The following is a 17199-nucleotide window of genomic DNA, read 5'->3' as shown; positions in this document are numbered from 1 at the left end:
CCTTCCTTTACGGTCAGAATAAAAACAACCGGAGTGTTACCCCGGAAAATCAGAATCCTGCACCGGATAACCGGGCAGGGAATATAAAAAACAAACCAGATAACAAAAATAAATAAAAAAGAGCCCGGACAGAAAATCGTGCAACCAGACCAGTAAAAATACACAGCACTCAGAATTATAAAACATTGACAAAACCAGTTAAGAAAGACAAATAATTAAAAATGAAACAACGAAAAACAAATAAAAACCAACAGCAGCACGTAAATAACAATAATCCATTCACGGCGCAAAATATCGAAAGCGCATATCAGTGGTTGATTCAGCGAAAAAGCTATCCCGACAACGCAGATATATGGCACCTTCGCTTTCACTGGCAACGGGAGCGTAAAATTATTTTATCTGAGTTAAATAAAGGTGAATACCATTTCTCCCCGTTGCAGATAATAAAAAAATCCACAGGTGAAACCATCGCATTATGGTCATCCCGTGATGCACTCGTATTAAAAATGCTGACCCACATCCTGACGCCATCCCTGCCTGTCCACCCTCTGTGTGAACACGTTAAAGGAAACGGCGGTGGTCGCCAGAGCGCCCTGCGGGTACATCATCACCTCCGCCGGCGTGCCACACCCTTTGTGTTCCGTACCGACATAAAGGGTTATTACGCAGCCATTGATAAACAGCGCCTGTACGACCAGCTCACCCGTCACGTCAGCCATCCCGTACTGCGCAACCTGTTGTGGCAGTTTCTGCACTACAGCGTTGAGGACGGAGGAAACTTTCACACTCCCCGCCGCGGCATCAGTCGTGGTGCCGCCCTGAGCCCGCTGCTGGCGGCATTTCACCTGTACGAACTGGACAGCCTGTTCGCGAAAAACACCCGCGTGCGCTACGCCCGCTACATGGATGACTTTATTCTCCTGGCTCCGACCCGCTGGACACTGCGTCGTGCAGTGCGGGACCTGAAACAATTTTTGAACACATTTGGTTTTACGCTCCACCCGGACAAAACCCAGCTCGGGAAAACCGAACGGGGTTTTGACTGGATGGGGCTGTGGTTTAAAGAGCACGGGATACATTCCATTGCTCCCCGCGCCATAGAAAAACACCGCCTGCAGTGTCACCGGCTTTATGAGCAAATCCGTCATCTGAACAAAAACGTTCAGGCTGCACGGATGGCGTTATACCGCAGACGATGGTTGACAGCTTTAATTCCGTCTTCGGCAAGAAGTTGTTACATAGGAGTAACCGTCAGCGTACCAGGAACCGATAATGCAAACCCGTTGACCAAAGCGCCGACAGATGTTAGGGGCGTTACCGAAGCGTAGGCTATTAAGCCTACCCGCAACGAACGCGAGTCGAGAGTGTCCGGGAACACGACCTTACGTACTCCCCACGGCTTAAGGTAACCGCCAGCCGCCTCGAGGGCCGGTCCGTTGTTATTGTCAAGTGAGCTGGCCCCTGTGACGGACACCAACGGTTTTACTCCGGACAACGGCGTGAACCTTACCGTCTCGGGGGCTTTCGACATAGGCGCGACCATCGCGCCATCCGGGGGGCTGTAACGAACTGCGAGTTCGTTACCATATGCTTCATTGACGAACTTGCCTGGTAAATGCTTGGCAACCCCCGTGCCGTCTGGCTCGGCGTAAGCGTCTAGGCGCTGGTACGCCGCAGCGAAACCCCACTTCACGCCTGACCTCTCGACAACTGGGACGGCGCGAGGGCGTCCGCCGTTCTGGTGAGCTTCGGTGCGTATTGTAACGGACAAAGCAGGTAATACCCCTCCCGTCGTCGATTTCACCAGAAATGTCGCAGGCTGTGCGAATTCGGCGAAAGACCCGGTGTATCCGGACTCGTCATCTCCTGTTACCGTGTACGTGGCGTTCATGTCGGTTGTCTCGGGAACAATTGTAATTCCGACCTCAGGTCCTGACGCGGCGATGGCTGCACTGAAGTCGACCGGCGCAGCAACGGCGGCTGATGAGGCAATCAATCCCAGCGCAGCAAAGGATGATAAAATAGTTTTCAATTTCATACCTGTTTTCCTATTGAATGAAACTGTATAACACCTCCACAACCCGGCCCGAAAACCAGGAGGGGAGGTATTATCTGATAACGGGGTTAAATTAACGGTAACCAACATCCACGGTGAATGGCATGGAGATATTTTCATCTCCCGTCACGGCAACGACGTCAACATTGCCTTCAGCATTCTCCGGGTCTTTGGCGATTAGCGCACTCACACCAATCTGAACCGATTTGATGGCGTCGGTCGCTGTGGATGTAATTTTTACATCCTGATTACCGGCCAGTAATGAATCGCCCGTTGCCACAAAATAGTTATCAGTAAGCTCCACCGCCGGGTTAGAGTTCATCCCTGCCAGCGCGTTGATATCGTCATGATGCGCGTAGAGTGGCGTGGCAGACTGGGAATGTTCTTTACCAACGGCATCCACCACTTTGATATCGCCGATTGCCTCCGCCGTTGCATCCGCATCAGTATACATCTTAACCTGTGCAATCGTCGGTGCATAACGCCAGAAACCGCCTTCAGTAGCAACACGGAAATAGCCTTTTTGACCATTCACTTCCGTAACGTTACTACCAGTAACGTTCGCCCCGGCGACAACACCATTAAGGTTACAGTTTGCGGCAGAGCCCTCTTTCAGTGCAGCTTTAATAAAAAACGGGGTGGTGGAAGATGCGCCGTAATCCAGTGTGCCACTGGTGTCTGCAGCATCCGCGAGCGTCCATGTTAACGCCCACGAATTGCTTTCAGGAGCAGTGGTCTCAATTTCACACGTATTTGGCGAAACGACTGTAATATTCGTCGTAAAATCCGCGCTTGCTGCTGAAGCCATCGCATTATAACCCATCCCCAGGATTGCACAGACGGCCAGTGCAGTGGTGTTCATTTTTCTTTTGATAACAAAACTCATAACGTATACCTTTAAATGTTATTAACTAATAATAACTGCATTAACAGAAAGTCATTGATATTGCAAAATCATCACTCCAGCTGAAGTATGATACAGAACAAATTCTATTATTATCACTCCTTATATTTCCTGCCACATTATTCCATCAATAACAGAAAATAATAACAGCTATAATCCTTATCGCCATTTACACACGCCTCTGCTTTTCTTTTTACCTTGCCACGTCCAATACGTTTGTTAGCCTTCAGTCAGGTAACATTTATTCTGGTGCATTAATATTAATGATATTATTTGCATATGATTTTCTGCACATTCAGGATTGCAAAATAACATCGTGACTTTCCGCCCCTTATAACGATATATGTTTCCCGCCGTCTTTTATTAAGTCAGGCGTCACGTTCATACGCTATATGCCACCCGGCTCCAGCGGGAGAGGCTAATAACATGTGGTTATCGCCAGGAAAGCTGTACCGTGAATTTTGCCTCAAGGTCATCCTCTGTCAGTTCAGCGCGTTGCGTGTCGTCATGCCGGACCGTCACCGCAAACGGGATCACCATCATATCTCCCGTTTTCAGGGGTGTCTTCATGTCGTACCAGTAATTCACCCTGTCCAGGCTGAAGTACGCCTGTGCATCTGTTTTATTGCGGCCTGTCACCTGCAGCGGAGCCGGCGAGTCCGGCGCCAGAGTCAGGGGCCACTCGTCCTCCGGAGAGTCCTGAGGTGATATTGTGTAGTACCACCGCGTGGCATAAGCGCCGCTGTTTTCCTCCTGCAGCCCCCCCCTCTCAGGCATATCCGGCCAGTGTGTGGCAGTGAAGGTCATACCTATACCGTTCGCATCACACTCACTCAGTCGCAGATGCAGGGTCTGAACCTGCATGTCATTCCCCCCGGTCTGTCGTGAAAAGTTAAGTTGCTCTTCCTCCAGTTTCACCTGGCAGGAGGGGGCCGTCACCGTCCCGCTGAGAGAGATTTCCCTTGACGGCAGAAAAGTCTCACTTCCGGCCAGAGCCCTCTCACCCTCTCCCCCCACGGCCACCACCACGAATAACAGCAGACACGGCAGGGTGCCCTTGAGCATTTCTTTCAACATACCGGGAACGTTACTGTCCTTTCCCGGCATGCTCTTGATACCGTTATTTATGCTGTTCGTTTCATTAATTATATTCGTGTTACGTATATGTCTCAGACCGTACATGTCTCATACACCTCAGTCATAAGAGACCTGGTAAAGGCCCTTTGCCGTAATTTTTCCGGCAGCGATTGCCTTACCATTCTCCGGTCGGGCATAAAACGTCTGCAGCGAAACAGTAATCCCCTGAGTCAGTGCATCGCTGCTCTCTTCCGGTTGCGGGTTCGTCACGACCAGTGGCCGGTTGCGGTCCCACTGTACTATCCCCTGCTGCGTGCGCCCGAATCCCGTAGCGTCGTATTTCATCAGATAACCCACTCCGCTATCCTGTCCGTCGGTATCGCGTCCCACCAGAATGGTTGCCGGCCCATATGCAGAATCCGTGACGTTGCCATCCGGAATAAAACGTACACGCAGATTTCGGGTGTTCGACGAACAGTTCGCCACCACGAGACGGACGTCAGAAGCCTGCGTATCACTGAATCCTCCTTCATTCACGTTACGGTGCAGCCACGCCTGGCTTATATCCGGTAATACGAAGCTCAGATTCCCGGCCGAAGTGGTGCACGTCGGCACCCGCAGGTCAGCTGATACCCGGATAGTATCTTCCTGCACATACTTCACCTGCCCGTCCTGGCCGGTAAATGTGGTGATTCGGGTGAATTCTGCCGCCGGTAAATCCGCCAGACCAGCCCCGGTATCCTGCGCGGTTCGCACCAGCCCCACCTCTGGCTCATCATCACTTTTCAGTTGCCTGCCCACCCCACTCAGGGGGCGCGCCACTTTCGGATCCACCTTCACACTGACGCCAATCCCCTTCAGCCCACTGCGAAACAGGTACCAGCCCTGGTCACGTCGCGTATTATCCCGGTCAAGGGTCATCTGTGAGAGAGTCCATGTCCGGGCCCAGCGGTCCTGGTCCGTACAGGCACTGCAGACGGCATCCGGCAGCCTTATTGACTGCGACACAAAAGCGGTCTGCGGGTCGACCGGCGTCTCCGGCGACAGGGCTCTGATACCAAAGGTGACCGGTACCGGCGGACTTTTTTGCGCATTCAGCGTTTCGGCATGTCCCGCCGCCATCATTCCCGACATTATCGTCATGGCGATCAATACCATGTGCACCAGTGACCTCTGGCCGTCATTCTGTCTCATGTTCCTGCCTTTTCCTGATTATCCTTGCCCCACGCCAGGCCAGGGAATTACTCACATCGTGCCGTTATCTCGTTCAGCAGCGACATATCCGTCTTCGCCGGGAGGGTGTAGGTCGCCGTACACTGCGCATCCTTATCCTCCCCCCAGGTCGCCGTGATACGCCCCTTCTCCGGCATGCCTGACATATAGACCTGCCCGCTGTCACCCACGATACCGGTCACCGGCATAGCCTCCTCGCCGTCCTGCTTCAGCGATGCAGTGGAGCCAAACGGAACCTCATCACCGCTACGCCTGAGGGTAACCATCAGGCGATAGCCCCTGTGCCCTCTGAACGGTATCTCCACCATAGCCCCTCGGGTCGGCACCACATTCTTGCTGGAAGCATCCAGCTCAACATTCCCTGGCAGGTTACTCATATCCACATTAATACGGTTTCGGTCATAAGGTGTCAGTCCCCCCACCAGGGCATAGCCCCGCCAGTCAGTTACCGCACCATTCACACTGATACCACTCACATCGGGTATTTCAACCAGAGCATTGCCGCCGCTGAGCGCTACCTGCCTGCCCAGAGTCACTCCGTGGCGATGTATGGCCAGGCCACCATTCAGGCCGTACGACACGCTTTTACTGTCACCACCATAGCTGTAACCGGTACTGACTGACCCAAATCGACCGCTGTATCCTGCACTTGCGTTGCCAGTTTTTGTACCGGTCAGAGACTGCGAGGTGGACCATGACATAGCACCATTAAGTGCAGAGCCGCTCACGCCTGCCTGCTGGCTGGCCATACCGTTATAGCGCGAATACGAGTAGTTACCACTCACACTGTTGGCATTCAGCCATTTCCCCAGCGGTAGCGAGATATTCACCGCAATGCTTCTGTCTGTCCGGTTATCCAGGCTGCTGTTCATCCGTACCGGTGAGCCATTATTGTCACTACCGGCCTCGCTGCTGCCATTCATCGTGCTGTACCCCAGAGAGACGCCGATACCCACGTCACGAACCGTGGTGTTGTAACTGAGTGACACGTTATTCTGTACTGCACTACTCCCCCAGGAAGTTGAGTGTGTCCCGTTCAGGGAGATGCTCCCCCACATTCCCAGCGACTGCGACAGCGACAGACCGTAGCTGTCCCGGGTACCGACAGTGGCATCCTCTTTTTCCCCGGGCGTCAACGGTTTCATGACCAGCAGGTCTGAATAGCTGTAAAAGTCACGTGTCTGTGCATGCGACCATGTCGCGCTCACCGATGTATCACCAAAATTACGCGACCAGCTGACATCATGTGACACCCCGGTAGCGGCTCCCCCCGTCCGGGGATCGCTGCAAGGTCGGCACGGGCGGTTTTCAGGGTATAGGCCAGAGCCCCCCAGGCACCAGCGTAAACCCCCGTTCCGACCGAAAGAGCCTGATAGTTTCGCGACAGCAGTACACCACCATTCAGGGTACTGTTTGCCCATGCACCGTACGAAATCCCCGTCTGCACAAACTTATCGTCGACATAGCCGGCGCTGCCGATGGCCCTTCCTGAGGAGGCACTCCATGAGGTCGCCCCCCGTTGCATGAGCGTACCATTACTGGCCTGGGCCATCGTGAAGTGGCGCGAGTGGCCATCCGCCTCACGAATTTCCACATCCACATCACCGTTCCCACTGCGGTTAAAATCCGTCAGAGAAAAGGGACCTTGTGGTACATTCTGTTGATAAATCACCTTACCGTACTGTCTTACCGTCACCGTCGCCGGTGAACTGGCAATGCCTGTGATAGCCGGACGGTAAGTGGTATATCTGGGGTCAAGCATCCCCTCATCAGAATCGAGCCGGATACCGGTGAACGGCACTGAGTCCACACCACCGCCCGTGGATGTGGTGTGCCCCACAGTCATCTGACCACCACCAAGCCCCTGAAAATCATGCTGAGCATAGACCTGGGAGGCATTCCATTCGCCACCGCTCCCCTGACTTTTGTGCCAGGTCAGGTCGTTGCGAATACGCCAGCCCAGCAGGTTCAACTGACCGTTCATTCCCAGAAAATCGCTGCCACGCTTTTGACCATTGCTGTTCTGCTGACTGCCGCTGTAGTTGTAGTTCATCAGAATGGCAGTCATCCCCTCATCCCACAGTTGTGGGGAAGTTCGCATCCGTGAGGCCGGCCCCAGTGAAGCCTGAGGAACCGTCAGCGACAGGGTTCGTTTGTTAAAATCAAAGTCTTCCTTCGCGTAAGGGACCATCGCTTCCACACCATTGACCGGGCAAGTGGCATCACCGCTGTTACTGTCCATGCCGGCATCGTTTTTTCCACTTGCGTCCGACAACGCTACCGCCCTCCGCGTGGCATCGCCTCCGGAACCTTCATCTGGTAGGGTGACCGGGTGCACCGGTTCGTCCCTCTTTTCGTTGTCACCATATGACACCGACACTTCTTTTTTCTGAACCTGTACCGGCTCTCCCTGGCGTGAAGCGATAATTCCCCACCATTCCGTGAGCTGTTGCTCATTCACGCAGGCATACAACTTTCCGGGTTCGTCAGTACGGGAGCGAAATTCCACCATCCGCCCGTCATCTACCACGTTGCCGTTCACTTTCACCTGGACGGCGTACCGCCCCGGCAGCATTCCCCCTTTATGAGCAAAATAAGAGAGGTCAACATGTTTGCCCGTACCTCCGCCCCCCATTCCCAGAAAATCACTGTCAAAGCTCAGCGACTGGTCTTCCTGCTTTCCCTGCAGGGCACCGGAGGCCTTTACACCAGGCATTCCGCCATTGTCGGCAGCAACACCGTCCTGCATGCTGCTCACGGCGGTAAGCACCCCCAGAACCCATCCCGACAACACCCTGCGCCTGGACGCAGGCATTTTCTTCGCTTCCGGTTGCCACACCCTCATCACTTACTCCTGCTGACCTGTGTCCGGCATACCGCCTTCCGGTCCACGCCCGGAACTCAGAACGTTTTATCGAGTTTCCGGGTGGTCATGCCGTGGTCATCCACCGTGGTATAGCTGAAGGCTCCGTGCGCCACCGGCGTGCTCACACTGAGTGAACCGAACGGCGATATCATCGTGTCCTTGCCCGTTGATACTGCTTTACCATTCACGGTCAGTTGTGTCAGGGTGATGAAGTACGGCGTCGGGTTCTTCACCAGCAGTTCTTTCCCGGAGGAGGCTACCGACAATTTTTCCGGCGCATTTTTCAATGCCTGCGTATCATTCAGTGCCGCCGGGCGATAGAGCAGTTTGATACGCGTATTCACAGCAAACTGCAGACCACTCTGTACCGCTTTCTGGTAGGTCTTCTCGCCCTTTTTCGGCGGGATAGCCAGATTGTTCAGGTAGAACACTGATTCCCGATCCGTCGGCAGACTGTCCGACAGGCGGTTTACGCGGATCTGAACCGCGCTCTTTGCATCCAGCCGATAAAGAGGCGGGGTAACAGCAAAAGGGACATCCTGTTTTTTTTCTGCATTTTGTTCTCCATAAGGAGAGACCCAGAAACGCATAAGCCAGACATCAGTGGACGATGAATTCGTTACAGTCATGGATGCAGTATCTTTGCTGCCATCAAATACCAGACGCGTCCCGTCCAGAGATATACCGCCTTTCCCGTCATCAGCATGAGCACCCGACAGGCTCGTCATCATCAGGATTGCGCTCAGGATTGAACCTGACCATATTTGTTTAATCATTACTTTTTTACTCTTGTGAATATATTTACATCAGCAGGGAACGCTATATATCTAAATCTGATCTGCTTCTATATTCTACTTACCAGTAAGCTTACATAGACTAACAAGTAAAAACATTCATCATTACCCTCACCTTAATCAACACACAGAGGGATGAGATTTTTAGATAATTAGTGTTACTATCGGTCACCATATATGGACATTCCCATAATTCGAGATGCAAATAATACCCATCAAAAAAAACACACACAACCCACAGCCAGTCAAAATCACAAACAACAACAAACACAAAACAATAAATACAGCAACAAGATGATTTATAATGAAAAAATAAAAACAAAACATCCCCATCATAACAAAAAAAACAAAACCACAAAAAAACCAGGGGAAACCTAACAACAAAATCATTCTTACCCTGTGGGGTTATCACAGACTGGCTCCCCTCCCCCAGAAAAAAAACAACAACCTGACATATTATTGTTTACTAATATACTCATTTATTCCATCAGTTAAGTGAATGCTATGGATTTAGAAAATAAAAAAGAAAGTTCATGGATTCATACCACACATACTGGCTTATCGTTCACCAGACCTTTCACCGTTCTTAAAATAAGCGGCAGGCCTGAAACTTTTGTCAACCCTGGTAAGAATAATGGATGATATAAAATATTATCATTCGGCAGACAATGACTGTGTCTTGTCGACGCTCGTGTGACGTCAATCCTCACCAGCCCCTGGTGCCACAGACAACAGAAGACGAATACAGGCGAAACAGGGGAGAACACAGACAACGCCTGCAAGTGCTGCTTCAATTGTTGTTGTCAGCGCCAGGATTGTTGGCCGTTACCACATTGAACGGCAGGTGACTGTGTCGTCAGTAACTGCCACAGACGCTCAACATGGTTAACCCACGGCGAATCCAGACTGACACCACCTTGATTGATTTTAGAATAATCATTCTGATTAACTTTGAATAATAAATCACCAGGAGTCGGTAAATGAAGAGCAACATGACACAAGCAACATCCAGGGTACGGACAGCACACGTGCCACTACTGATGGCCGAAAAGGTTGACCAATGGGCAGCACGACTTGAACGTTCACGGGGTTGGATCATGAAACAGGCACTTTCCGCATAGATAGCCCAGGAAGAAAAGCGAGATCGCCTTACTCTGGAAGCTCTGGCAGATGTGGATGCTGGCCAGGTTATTGATCATCAGGCAGTGCAACTCTGATACCGACTAACCGTTGTCTGTGCTGCGTTGATGGAACTTAAGTGGACCAGCATGGCGCTATCAGATTTGGAGCACTTGTATGTGGCTAACAAGTCCGCAGCGGCGAGGGCGATACATTTGTTGACTCAATCCCCGACCATTCTGCTAAGTAATCCGCGTACTGAAGAGCAATTGTTCCAATTTGAACCATATGAGGTCAGGCGGATTTTGCCTGGAGAGTACGAGGTTCGTTACGAGATTCTTGATTCTATCGTCTACGTGCTACGGCTGTGGAATACCCGAGAAAACCGTTGAGACAGGTGAGTCACCCATCAACTATCTAAATCGGGTGCGAGGCTTATCGATCAGATAAGGTTTTACTTTGTTCAAAATAATCATCCTGTCAGCAGTTGTTGCTTTAAACAAAGCTGAATAACGTCCGCCATTACAGCGCCTTCGTCACTACTATGGGAAACTTCGTCCCTGTATGTCGCAACGGTACTCTTTCTGCACGGTGTTCAACCACAGTTTCTCCCTTAGCATCGGCGTGTCAGGTTCACACGTTCTGTATCTTAGCCTGCGCAGAGATCCTGCCACCTCAATGCCGGCTGACGGATGGCCAGTAAGCAGTTTTCCGCCATCCTTATCCCGGAGTAACGACAAGAACTCTGTTTTGACAACGTTTACATATAGCGACACTTGTCCAGTGGCTCACTCGCGTTCATTTTCATCTGCTCCTGCAGATGGAAACATATTCGCCAGCATGACATGATGGCGCTGCTGGACAGACGCCCTCTGGTGATTGTGGATGGATTTCCCCCGAACTGATCACAACGATTTAGATGACGGGCCATGGAGAATGAAACAAACTCTCTGCGGCATAAATATCGTCAGCACACCGAGTACAATCAAGCCGACGCCCGCCAGCCCACACCAGGAAAAGTGTTCTCCCCAGCCGGGCAGCAAAATCGCGGCTCCCCACACCAGAATGTAGCTGAGGCTCAGCAGGGCACAGGCTTTACTGAGCGCTATTCGGAGCAGGGCCAGGTGCCAGCAGCCCATTGAAGCGACATACCCAGTTAACCCCAACATCAGCGCTCCCGTACCGGGCGCAACGTGCCAGAGAGCAGCAAAAAAAGCGTCATTAACGGGGGGTAACGTCATCATGGCATGGCGCAGCAAAAGTTGCGCCACGCTGACTAATATCACGCTGCATAACGCCCAAAATGCACCGTTCACAGACTTCCTCCCAGCACAATAACCCCGACGATAATCAACCCGACGCCCAGCCAGTGACGTGACGGCACAGACTCATGCCAGAGCGTTTTCGCCGCCAGCGTGACCCAGACAACGTTGAGGCTCAACATGGGATAGGCCACCCCAACGGGTAGATACTGCAATACTACCAGCCAGGCAAGCATCCCACCGCCAAGCGCCAGCAAAGCCAGTCCAAGCCACAGGGCAACCTGCTGACCGCCCCCCGAACGGGTCACCTGTTTCTGACACAGTTGTCCTGCGCAGCTCAACAGGCTTGCCAGTACCAGCCAGACCCAGGCCATCATTACGGCAGGTATTGCAGGTAAGCCAGACGCCCCTGAATCGTCAGGTTGTCCGGTTCTGGCAGCCCGGCGCGGGCAATGTCATCGTTTTTTGACAGCAGGATCACCAGCGACACCGCCCCCTGCTGGCGATGTGTTTCGATCCATTGCGCGATTTCGTCATTGCTCACAAACCGTCCTTTCACATCCGGGTAATTGAGGCCATATTTCAGCTCCCCCATCTGACCAAAGAGAATGATGTCAGAACGATTAAGCTCCCACGCCAGCCCCGACGCCACGCCAACGCTGTTTGCCAGCACAAACCGGCTCTCCTCTAATGGCATGCGCACGGTATACACCAGCGACTGTGGCTGCTTGGAATCCACCACCAGATTGGGGATGGCAAAACCAATCAGCAGGGCAAGCCCGGCAGGACAGAGCGCCGCCAGCCACCAGCGCTGCAGACTCAGCTTCAGCGTAAACCAGCCCACTGCTGCCCAGACGAGAAAAGCGATGACCGCGCAGAAGACTTTGTATAATTCGACCGATGTCCAGACCGGACGAATAGCGAGCCCCCATGGCGATACCACTAGTGCCGCCACCACACCGAGCACGCCAAACGCCAGGTTGATCCCTGCATTAATGCGTAACACCCTGGCCCCTTTTTCGGCGACGGTGCAGGCATAGCGCGCCATCAGAATCGCCAGCGGCGCAAAGCACGGCAGGATATAGGTCGGCAGCTTGCCTTTGGCAATACTGAAGAACAACAGCGGCATCACCACCCAGCCCAGCAGATAAAGCCCTGCGCCCTCATTTTTTCTCTCACGCCAGCCCAGCCGCAGTGCGCCTGGCAGTAGCGCCAGCCACGGCAGGCTCCCGGCAATAAGGAACGGCAGGTAGTACCAGAACGGCGCTTTATGCTGGGCATTGCTCTGGGCAAAACGCTGAATATGCTCCACCCAGAAGAAATAGCGCCAGAAATCCGGTTCACGCTGCTCAATCGCCAGCCCCCAGGGCAGGACAATAAGCACGCAGCTCAGGATCGCCAGCCAGCCGAAAACCAGCACCTCTTTCCAGCGCTTCTGCGCAATCACCCACGGCAGCACGCCAATCACCGGTACCGCCAGCGCCAGGAAACCTTTGGTCATGACGCCCATGCCGCAGGCCAGCCCCAACAGAACGTAGCCCCCCGCTTTTCCGGCGACGGTTTTCGCCTGCGCGGCCAGCCAGAAGCTGCACATCGCCGCTGCCAGCCACAGGGCGATAATCGGATCCAGTACGGCGTAGGTGCCAATACCATAGACCAGGAACAGGGTTAAGAAGATCAGGCCGGAGAAGATCGCCACCCGCTTATCCCCCCAAAGACGCCAGGCGAGCCAAATCACCAGCAGCGCCGTTAAGCCGGTAGAGAAGATAGCCCCGGCGCGCACGGCAACGTTGGAGTGACCAAACAGCAGTTGTCCGATGCTGTTAACCCAGTAACCGGCAATCGGCTTTTCAAAGTAACGCAGGCCCAGAAAATGCGGCACAATCCAGTCTCCCGAGGCAAGCATTTCGCGGCTTATTTCCGCATAACGCGTCTCGTCCGGCTGCCATAACAGGCGGAGATCGACCGGGATAATGTAATAAACAATAAACAGTGCCAGTAGTGCTACGCCATAGTGGGCTGCTTTCATGATAGCGTGCTCACGGTGTGTTGATAACCAAGCCAGCCTTCCCGACCAGCCATTTCCTGACGGACAATTCTTCCCACGGGCAGGGTGCTGAGATCATCTGGCAACATGTCGCTTAGCGGGCAGAAATGAATGCCTTCTGCTGCGGCCAGCGTCAGCAGGGCATCAAAATCATGCTGACAGACGATCCCCTCCACTTCGGCGTGAATGGTGTAGACCGGCGTCCCCGCGTCGCGATGCATGCAGTCCAGTATGTAGCGATTAAACCCTGCGGGGCTAACGCCACGCCCGACCACTTCATCCCAGGTGGGAAGCGTTACCGGGATTTGAACCGTACCGGTGCAATCGTTCCCCAACAGCGGTAAAAACGGAGCAGTGCCGCGACAATCGCTGTTATAGCGAAACGCGAAGGGCTCTTTGGCTTTTACCACGCGCTGGTCGGCGCGCCATCCCGCCACGGCGGAACAGCGTACGGGCTGGCCGGTAATCGCCTCCAGTGCCTGCACGCCGTACTCAACTTCAGCCGTCAGGCGCGGAATATCCCAGACGCCCGCCCAGGCCTGCCACGCGTGGTGATCCCAGGCGTGAAGCCCCACCTCGTGCTGATGTACGGCCTCACTGATAATGGCTTCATTCTCCGCACCGATGCGCCTGCCGGGCCAGGCGGTACCTGCCAGCAAGATGTCCCAGCCGTAGAGAGAGGCCGCGCGCGATCGCAGTATTTTGAACAGAAAGGCCGGTTTAACCAGACGCCACAGATGGCGCCCCATATTGTCTGGCCCGACGCTGAAGAAAATGCTGGCGCGCACGCAGTGCTTGCTCAGCAACTCCAGCAGCCGCGGGACGCCGTCGCGCGTGCCGCGGAAGGTGTCGACATCAATGCGTAAACCGACTTTTTTCATGATGCCTGTTCCGACAGTTCCACGGTACGCAGGAAGAAGTCGAGCGTTTCATCAATGGTCTGTTCCATCTTCACGGTTGGCGTCCATTTCAGACAGCGCTTCGCGTTACGGATGCTCGGCTTGCGGTGCTCAACGTCCTGATAACCTTTACCGTAGTAGCTGCTGCTTTCCACTTCGCGGAAACCGGCAAACGGTGGAAACTGGCTGCGCAACGGGTGGCGTTCAAAGCTTGCCAGTAGCATTTCGGCCAACTCACGGATACTCGCTTCGTTATCCGGGTTACCGATGTTGATGATCTCCCCGTTGCAGCGGCCATCTTTGTTTTCGATGATGCGGAACAGCGCTTCGATACCGTCACTGATATCGGTGAAGCAACGTTTTTGTTTGCCGCCTTCAATGAGCTTAATGGGCGAGCCTTCCACCAGGTTGAGGATCAGCTGGGTGATGGCGCGGGAACTGCCAATACGCGCGGCGTTCAGGTTATCCAGACGCGGGCCCATCCAGTTGAACGGACGGAACAGAGTAAAGCGTAGCCCCTCTTTCTCGCCGTATGCCCAGATCACGCGGTCCAGCAACTGCTTGGAAACTGAATAGATCCAGCGCTGCTTGTTAATGGGTCCAACGACCAGATTGGACGCGTCTTCATCGAAGTTATTGTCGGTGCACATGCCGTACACTTCCGACGTCGACGGGAAGATGATGCGCTTATCGTATTTCACGCAGTCGCGGATAATCTTCAGGTTCTCTTCGAAATCCAGCTCGAAGACGCGCAGCGGGTTACGGGTGTATTCAATCGGCGTGGCAATTGCCACTAGCGGCAGCACCATGTCACATTTTTTGATGTGATACTCAATCCATTCGGAGTGGATGCTGATGTCCCCTTCCACAAAGTGGAAACGCGGATTGCTGAGGAAACGGCCGATCGCATCGGATCCAATGTCCAGACCGTAGATCTCGTAGTTATCGTCTTTCAGCAGTCTCTCGGTCAGGTGGTTACCGATAAACCCGTTCACGCCGAGGATCAGGACGCGCGTGCGGCGTTTGATAGCCACCACCGGCGCACTGGTAATCAGCGCCCCCGCCACCAGTCCCAGCGATAGCGCCAGCTGCGCCCCCTGAACGTACAGGCCGTTGTCGGTTTGTCCGGTGACGATCTCCAGAGCCTGCTCGCCGCAGCTCACAATCAACGGGGAGACAGAGACGACGGTACCCGGTTTTGCCGCAGGGATGTCGTCACGCACGCGAGATTTCCAGACGATAAATTTGCACACCCCGGCGAAGCTGTATGCCCCCGGCCACGGGTCGGTCACGGCGCGCACAAGGTTGTGCAACTGGCGAGCGGGCTTGTTCCAGTCCAGACGCCCGTCTTCCGGCGTGCGGCGGCCAAAGCAGCTTGCCTTGCTCTCATCCTGCGCGGTTTCGGTAAAGGTTCCCTGGAGGATCGTCGGCAGCGCGTCACGCAGCAGACTTTGCGCGGCGGAGCAGAGCTTGCGGTGCAGCTCCAGCGCCGTCTCATCAGCATCAATGCTCACTTTCTGCTGCGCCACAATACCGCCTGCATCGGCGCGTCGTACCATACGGTGCAGCGTGACGCCCGTTTCCGTTTCACCGTTTACCAGCGCCCAGTTCAGCGGGGCGCGGCCACGGTAGGCTGGCAGCAGGGAGCCGTGCAGGTTGAACGCCCCTTTAGCGGCTACACTTAAAATAGCATCGCAGAGAAGATTGCGGTAATAGAACGAGAAAATCACATCCGGCGTCAGTTTCTGAATGCGATCCACCCACAGCGGATGGTTCACATCGTCCGGGGCATAAACCGGAATTCCGTGTTCAGCCGCAATACGCGCCACCGAGCCGAAGAAGTGGTTTTCTCCGGCAACGTCCGGGTGGGTGAAGATCGCGGCAATGTCAAAACCTGCGTCCAGCAAGGCTTGCGTGCCCGAGCACCCCATATCGTGATAGGCAAAGACGACAGCTTTCATGGGTGTTTTTCCTCTTGAGATGCGGTGTGTGCCTGACGGACAACACGTTGAATAAAGTAACGCGGACGCGCGCGAACATCGTTGTAAATACGGCCGATGTATTCACCAAGCAGCCCCATACCAATGAACTGGGCGCCGATGAACGTGAACAGGACAGCAAACAGCATAAAGACCCCTTCCGCCGCCCACTGCGGGCCAAAGACCAGCCGCAGCACAACCAGCAGAACGGAAAGCGCAAACCCGGCCAGCGCGATAACGCTACCGAAGACGCTCAGCAGGCGCAGCGGCGTGGTGGTCAGACAGGTGATCAGGTCGTACATCAGGTTGATCAGGCGCATAAAGCTGTATTTCGACTCCCCATGCCCGCGCTCGGCGTGCAGCACCGGGATCTCCGTAGCTTTACGGGCAAAGGTATTCGCCAGAATCGGAATGAAGGTGCTGCGCTCATGGCAGTGCAACATGGCGTCGACAATGTGGCGACGATAGGCGCGTAGCATGCAGCCGTAATCGCCCATAGCTTTACCGGTGGTGCGCTGGATCAGGCGGTTGATGGTGCGTGACGCCAGCTTGCGGAACAGGCTGTCCTGACGGTTCTGCCGCACGGTGCCTACCACGTCGTAGCCTTCGTCGGCTTTGGCAACCAGCCGAGAGATTTCCTCCGGCGGGTTTTGCAGGTCAGCATCCAGCGTAATCACCAAATCGCCCGTGACATGGCCGAACCCGGCCATGATTGCCGAGTGCTGACCGTAGTTACGGTTGAGCAGCACGGCAACAATGTGACTTCCCTCCACCTGCGCGGCGTCGGTCAGCATCCGCGCGGAATCGTCGCTGCTGCCATCATCCACCAGCAAAATTTCATACGCCTTACCTAGTGTCTCGCAGGCGGCCGTCGTGCGTCGGATCAGTTCCGGCAGGCTCTCCTGTTCATTATAGACAGGGATCACCACGGAGATTTTGTGTACGGGTAGTGCACTGAACATA

15 protein-coding genes and 1 pseudogene are annotated in these 17199 nt (G+C 54.1%); 4 read left to right on the top strand and 12 right to left on the bottom strand.

Annotation, left to right across the window (positions count from 1 at the left end; translation table 11 throughout):
• Nucleotides 1-221 precede the first annotated feature (221 nt).
• On the top strand, nt 222-1328 hold the full coding sequence (locus tag WM46_RS22465) for a reverse transcriptase domain-containing protein (protein ID WP_102603390.1): 1107 nt from the start codon (nt 222-224) through the stop codon (nt 1326-1328).
• A gap of 423 nt (nt 1329-1751) precedes the next feature.
• Nucleotides 1752-2069, top strand: coding sequence for a hypothetical protein (locus tag WM46_RS26440; protein ID WP_187394418.1), 318 nt, complete (start codon nt 1752-1754; stop codon nt 2067-2069).
• Between the two features lie 60 nt (nt 2070-2129).
• On the opposite strand, the gene WM46_RS22455 is transcribed toward WM46_RS26440, so the two are convergent.
• From WM46_RS22455 to WM46_RS22425, 6 genes are all read right to left on the bottom strand, one after another.
• Nucleotides 2130-2942, bottom strand: coding sequence for a hypothetical protein (locus WM46_RS22455; RefSeq protein ID WP_102603388.1), 813 nt, complete (start codon nt 2940-2942; stop codon nt 2130-2132).
• Between the two features lie 450 nt (nt 2943-3392).
• Nucleotides 3393-4067, bottom strand: a complete 675-nt coding sequence (locus WM46_RS22450) for a hypothetical protein (protein ID WP_187394417.1) — start codon at nt 4065-4067, stop codon at nt 3393-3395.
• Nucleotides 4068-4154: 87 nt separating this feature from the next.
• Nucleotides 4155-5231, bottom strand: coding sequence for a fimbrial protein (locus WM46_RS22445; protein WP_102603386.1), 1077 nt, complete (start codon nt 5229-5231; stop codon nt 4155-4157).
• A gap of 47 nt (nt 5232-5278) precedes the next feature.
• Nucleotides 5279-6523: a fimbria/pilus outer membrane usher protein gene (locus WM46_RS26435; protein WP_187394416.1), complete on the bottom strand. Its 1245-nt coding sequence runs from the start codon at nt 6521-6523 to the stop codon at nt 5279-5281.
• Nucleotides 6475-8115: a fimbria/pilus outer membrane usher protein gene (locus WM46_RS22430; protein ID WP_102603384.1), complete on the bottom strand. Its 1641-nt coding sequence runs from the start codon at nt 8113-8115 to the stop codon at nt 6475-6477. The genes WM46_RS26435 and WM46_RS22430 overlap by 49 nt, the downstream gene beginning before the upstream one ends.
• A gap of 56 nt (nt 8116-8171) precedes the next feature.
• Nucleotides 8172-8912, bottom strand: coding sequence for a molecular chaperone (locus tag WM46_RS22425; RefSeq protein WP_102603383.1), 741 nt, complete (start codon nt 8910-8912; stop codon nt 8172-8174).
• A 998-nt stretch (nt 8913-9910) separates the two neighbouring features.
• Here WM46_RS22425 and WM46_RS22420 point away from each other — a divergent pair.
• Nucleotides 9911-10147: pseudogene (locus WM46_RS22420) on the top strand (CopG family ribbon-helix-helix protein).
• A 30-nt stretch (nt 10148-10177) separates the two neighbouring features.
• Nucleotides 10178-10441: a type II toxin-antitoxin system RelE/ParE family toxin gene (locus WM46_RS22415; RefSeq protein WP_102603382.1), complete on the top strand. Its 264-nt coding sequence runs from the start codon at nt 10178-10180 to the stop codon at nt 10439-10441.
• A 513-nt stretch (nt 10442-10954) separates the two neighbouring features.
• On the opposite strand, the gene arnF is transcribed toward WM46_RS22415, so the two are convergent.
• Genes arnF through arnC form a run of 6 tightly spaced genes read right to left on the bottom strand, consistent with a single transcriptional unit; the run spans nt 10955 to nt 17198 of the window.
• Nucleotides 10955-11365, bottom strand: coding sequence for a 4-amino-4-deoxy-L-arabinose-phosphoundecaprenol flippase subunit ArnF (arnF, locus tag WM46_RS22410; RefSeq protein ID WP_102603381.1), 411 nt, complete (start codon nt 11363-11365; stop codon nt 10955-10957).
• Nucleotides 11362-11688 carry a 4-amino-4-deoxy-L-arabinose-phosphoundecaprenol flippase subunit ArnE gene (gene arnE, locus WM46_RS22405; RefSeq protein ID WP_102603380.1) on the bottom strand — a complete coding sequence of 109 codons (327 nt, stop codon included), beginning with the start codon at nt 11686-11688 and terminating at the stop codon, nt 11362-11364. The genes arnF and arnE overlap by 4 nt, the downstream gene beginning before the upstream one ends.
• Entirely contained in the window at nt 11688-13340 is a 1653-nt protein-coding gene (gene arnT, locus WM46_RS22400; protein ID WP_102603379.1) for a lipid IV(A) 4-amino-4-deoxy-L-arabinosyltransferase, read from the bottom strand. The genes arnE and arnT overlap by 1 nt, the downstream gene beginning before the upstream one ends.
• The gene (gene arnD, locus WM46_RS22395) at nt 13337-14239 is read right to left on the bottom strand and encodes a 4-deoxy-4-formamido-L-arabinose-phosphoundecaprenol deformylase (RefSeq protein ID WP_102603378.1); all 903 of its coding nucleotides are present in this window, start codon (nt 14237-14239) and stop codon (nt 13337-13339) included. The genes arnT and arnD overlap by 4 nt, the downstream gene beginning before the upstream one ends.
• On the bottom strand, nt 14236-16218 hold the full coding sequence (arnA, locus tag WM46_RS22390; RefSeq protein ID WP_102603377.1) for a bifunctional UDP-4-amino-4-deoxy-L-arabinose formyltransferase/UDP-glucuronic acid oxidase ArnA: 1983 nt from the start codon (nt 16216-16218) through the stop codon (nt 14236-14238). Before arnA ends, arnD begins: the two co-directional genes overlap by 4 nt.
• Entirely contained in the window at nt 16215-17198 is a 984-nt protein-coding gene (gene arnC / locus WM46_RS22385) for an undecaprenyl-phosphate 4-deoxy-4-formamido-L-arabinose transferase (RefSeq protein ID WP_102603376.1), read from the bottom strand. Before arnC ends, arnA begins: the two co-directional genes overlap by 4 nt.
• Nucleotide 17199: the final 1 nt, after the last annotated feature.

Source organism: Citrobacter freundii complex sp. CFNIH2, assembly GCF_002880615.1.
In the GTDB taxonomy this organism is placed as follows: Bacteria; Pseudomonadota; Gammaproteobacteria; order Enterobacterales; family Enterobacteriaceae; genus Citrobacter_A; species Citrobacter_A amalonaticus_F.
Note: the sequence above shows the minus strand (reverse complement) of the source record. Positions and strands in the feature narration are given on the sequence as shown.

Bases quoted from the DNA above. Each gene is read 5' to 3' on its own strand.
- WM46_RS22465 (WP_102603390.1), top strand. From the start codon at position 222: ATGAAACAACGAAAAACAAATAAAAACCAACAGCAGCACGTAAATAAC.
- WM46_RS22455 (WP_102603388.1), bottom strand. From the start codon at position 2,942: ATGAGTTTTGTTATCAAAAGAAAAATGAACACCACTGCACTGGCCGTC.
- WM46_RS22450 (WP_187394417.1), bottom strand. From the start codon at position 4,067: ATGCCGGGAAAGGACAGTAACGTTCCCGGTATGTTGAAAGAAATGCTC.
- WM46_RS22445 (WP_102603386.1), bottom strand. From the start codon at position 5,231: ATGAGACAGAATGACGGCCAGAGGTCACTGGTGCACATGGTATTGATC.
- WM46_RS22430 (WP_102603384.1), bottom strand. From the start codon at position 8,115: ATGAGGGTGTGGCAACCGGAAGCGAAGAAAATGCCTGCGTCCAGGCGC.
- WM46_RS22425 (WP_102603383.1), bottom strand. From the start codon at position 8,912: ATGATTAAACAAATATGGTCAGGTTCAATCCTGAGCGCAATCCTGATG.
- WM46_RS22415 (WP_102603382.1), top strand. From the start codon at position 10,178: ATGGAACTTAAGTGGACCAGCATGGCGCTATCAGATTTGGAGCACTTG.
- arnE (WP_102603380.1), bottom strand. From the start codon at position 11,688: ATGATGGCCTGGGTCTGGCTGGTACTGGCAAGCCTGTTGAGCTGCGCA.
- arnT (WP_102603379.1), bottom strand. From the start codon at position 13,340: ATGAAAGCAGCCCACTATGGCGTAGCACTACTGGCACTGTTTATTGTT.
- arnD (WP_102603378.1), bottom strand. From the start codon at position 14,239: ATGAAAAAAGTCGGTTTACGCATTGATGTCGACACCTTCCGCGGCACG.
- arnA (WP_102603377.1), bottom strand. From the start codon at position 16,218: ATGAAAGCTGTCGTCTTTGCCTATCACGATATGGGGTGCTCGGGCACG.
- arnC (WP_102603376.1), bottom strand. From the start codon at position 17,198: ATGTTCAGTGCACTACCCGTACACAAAATCTCCGTGGTGATCCCTGTC.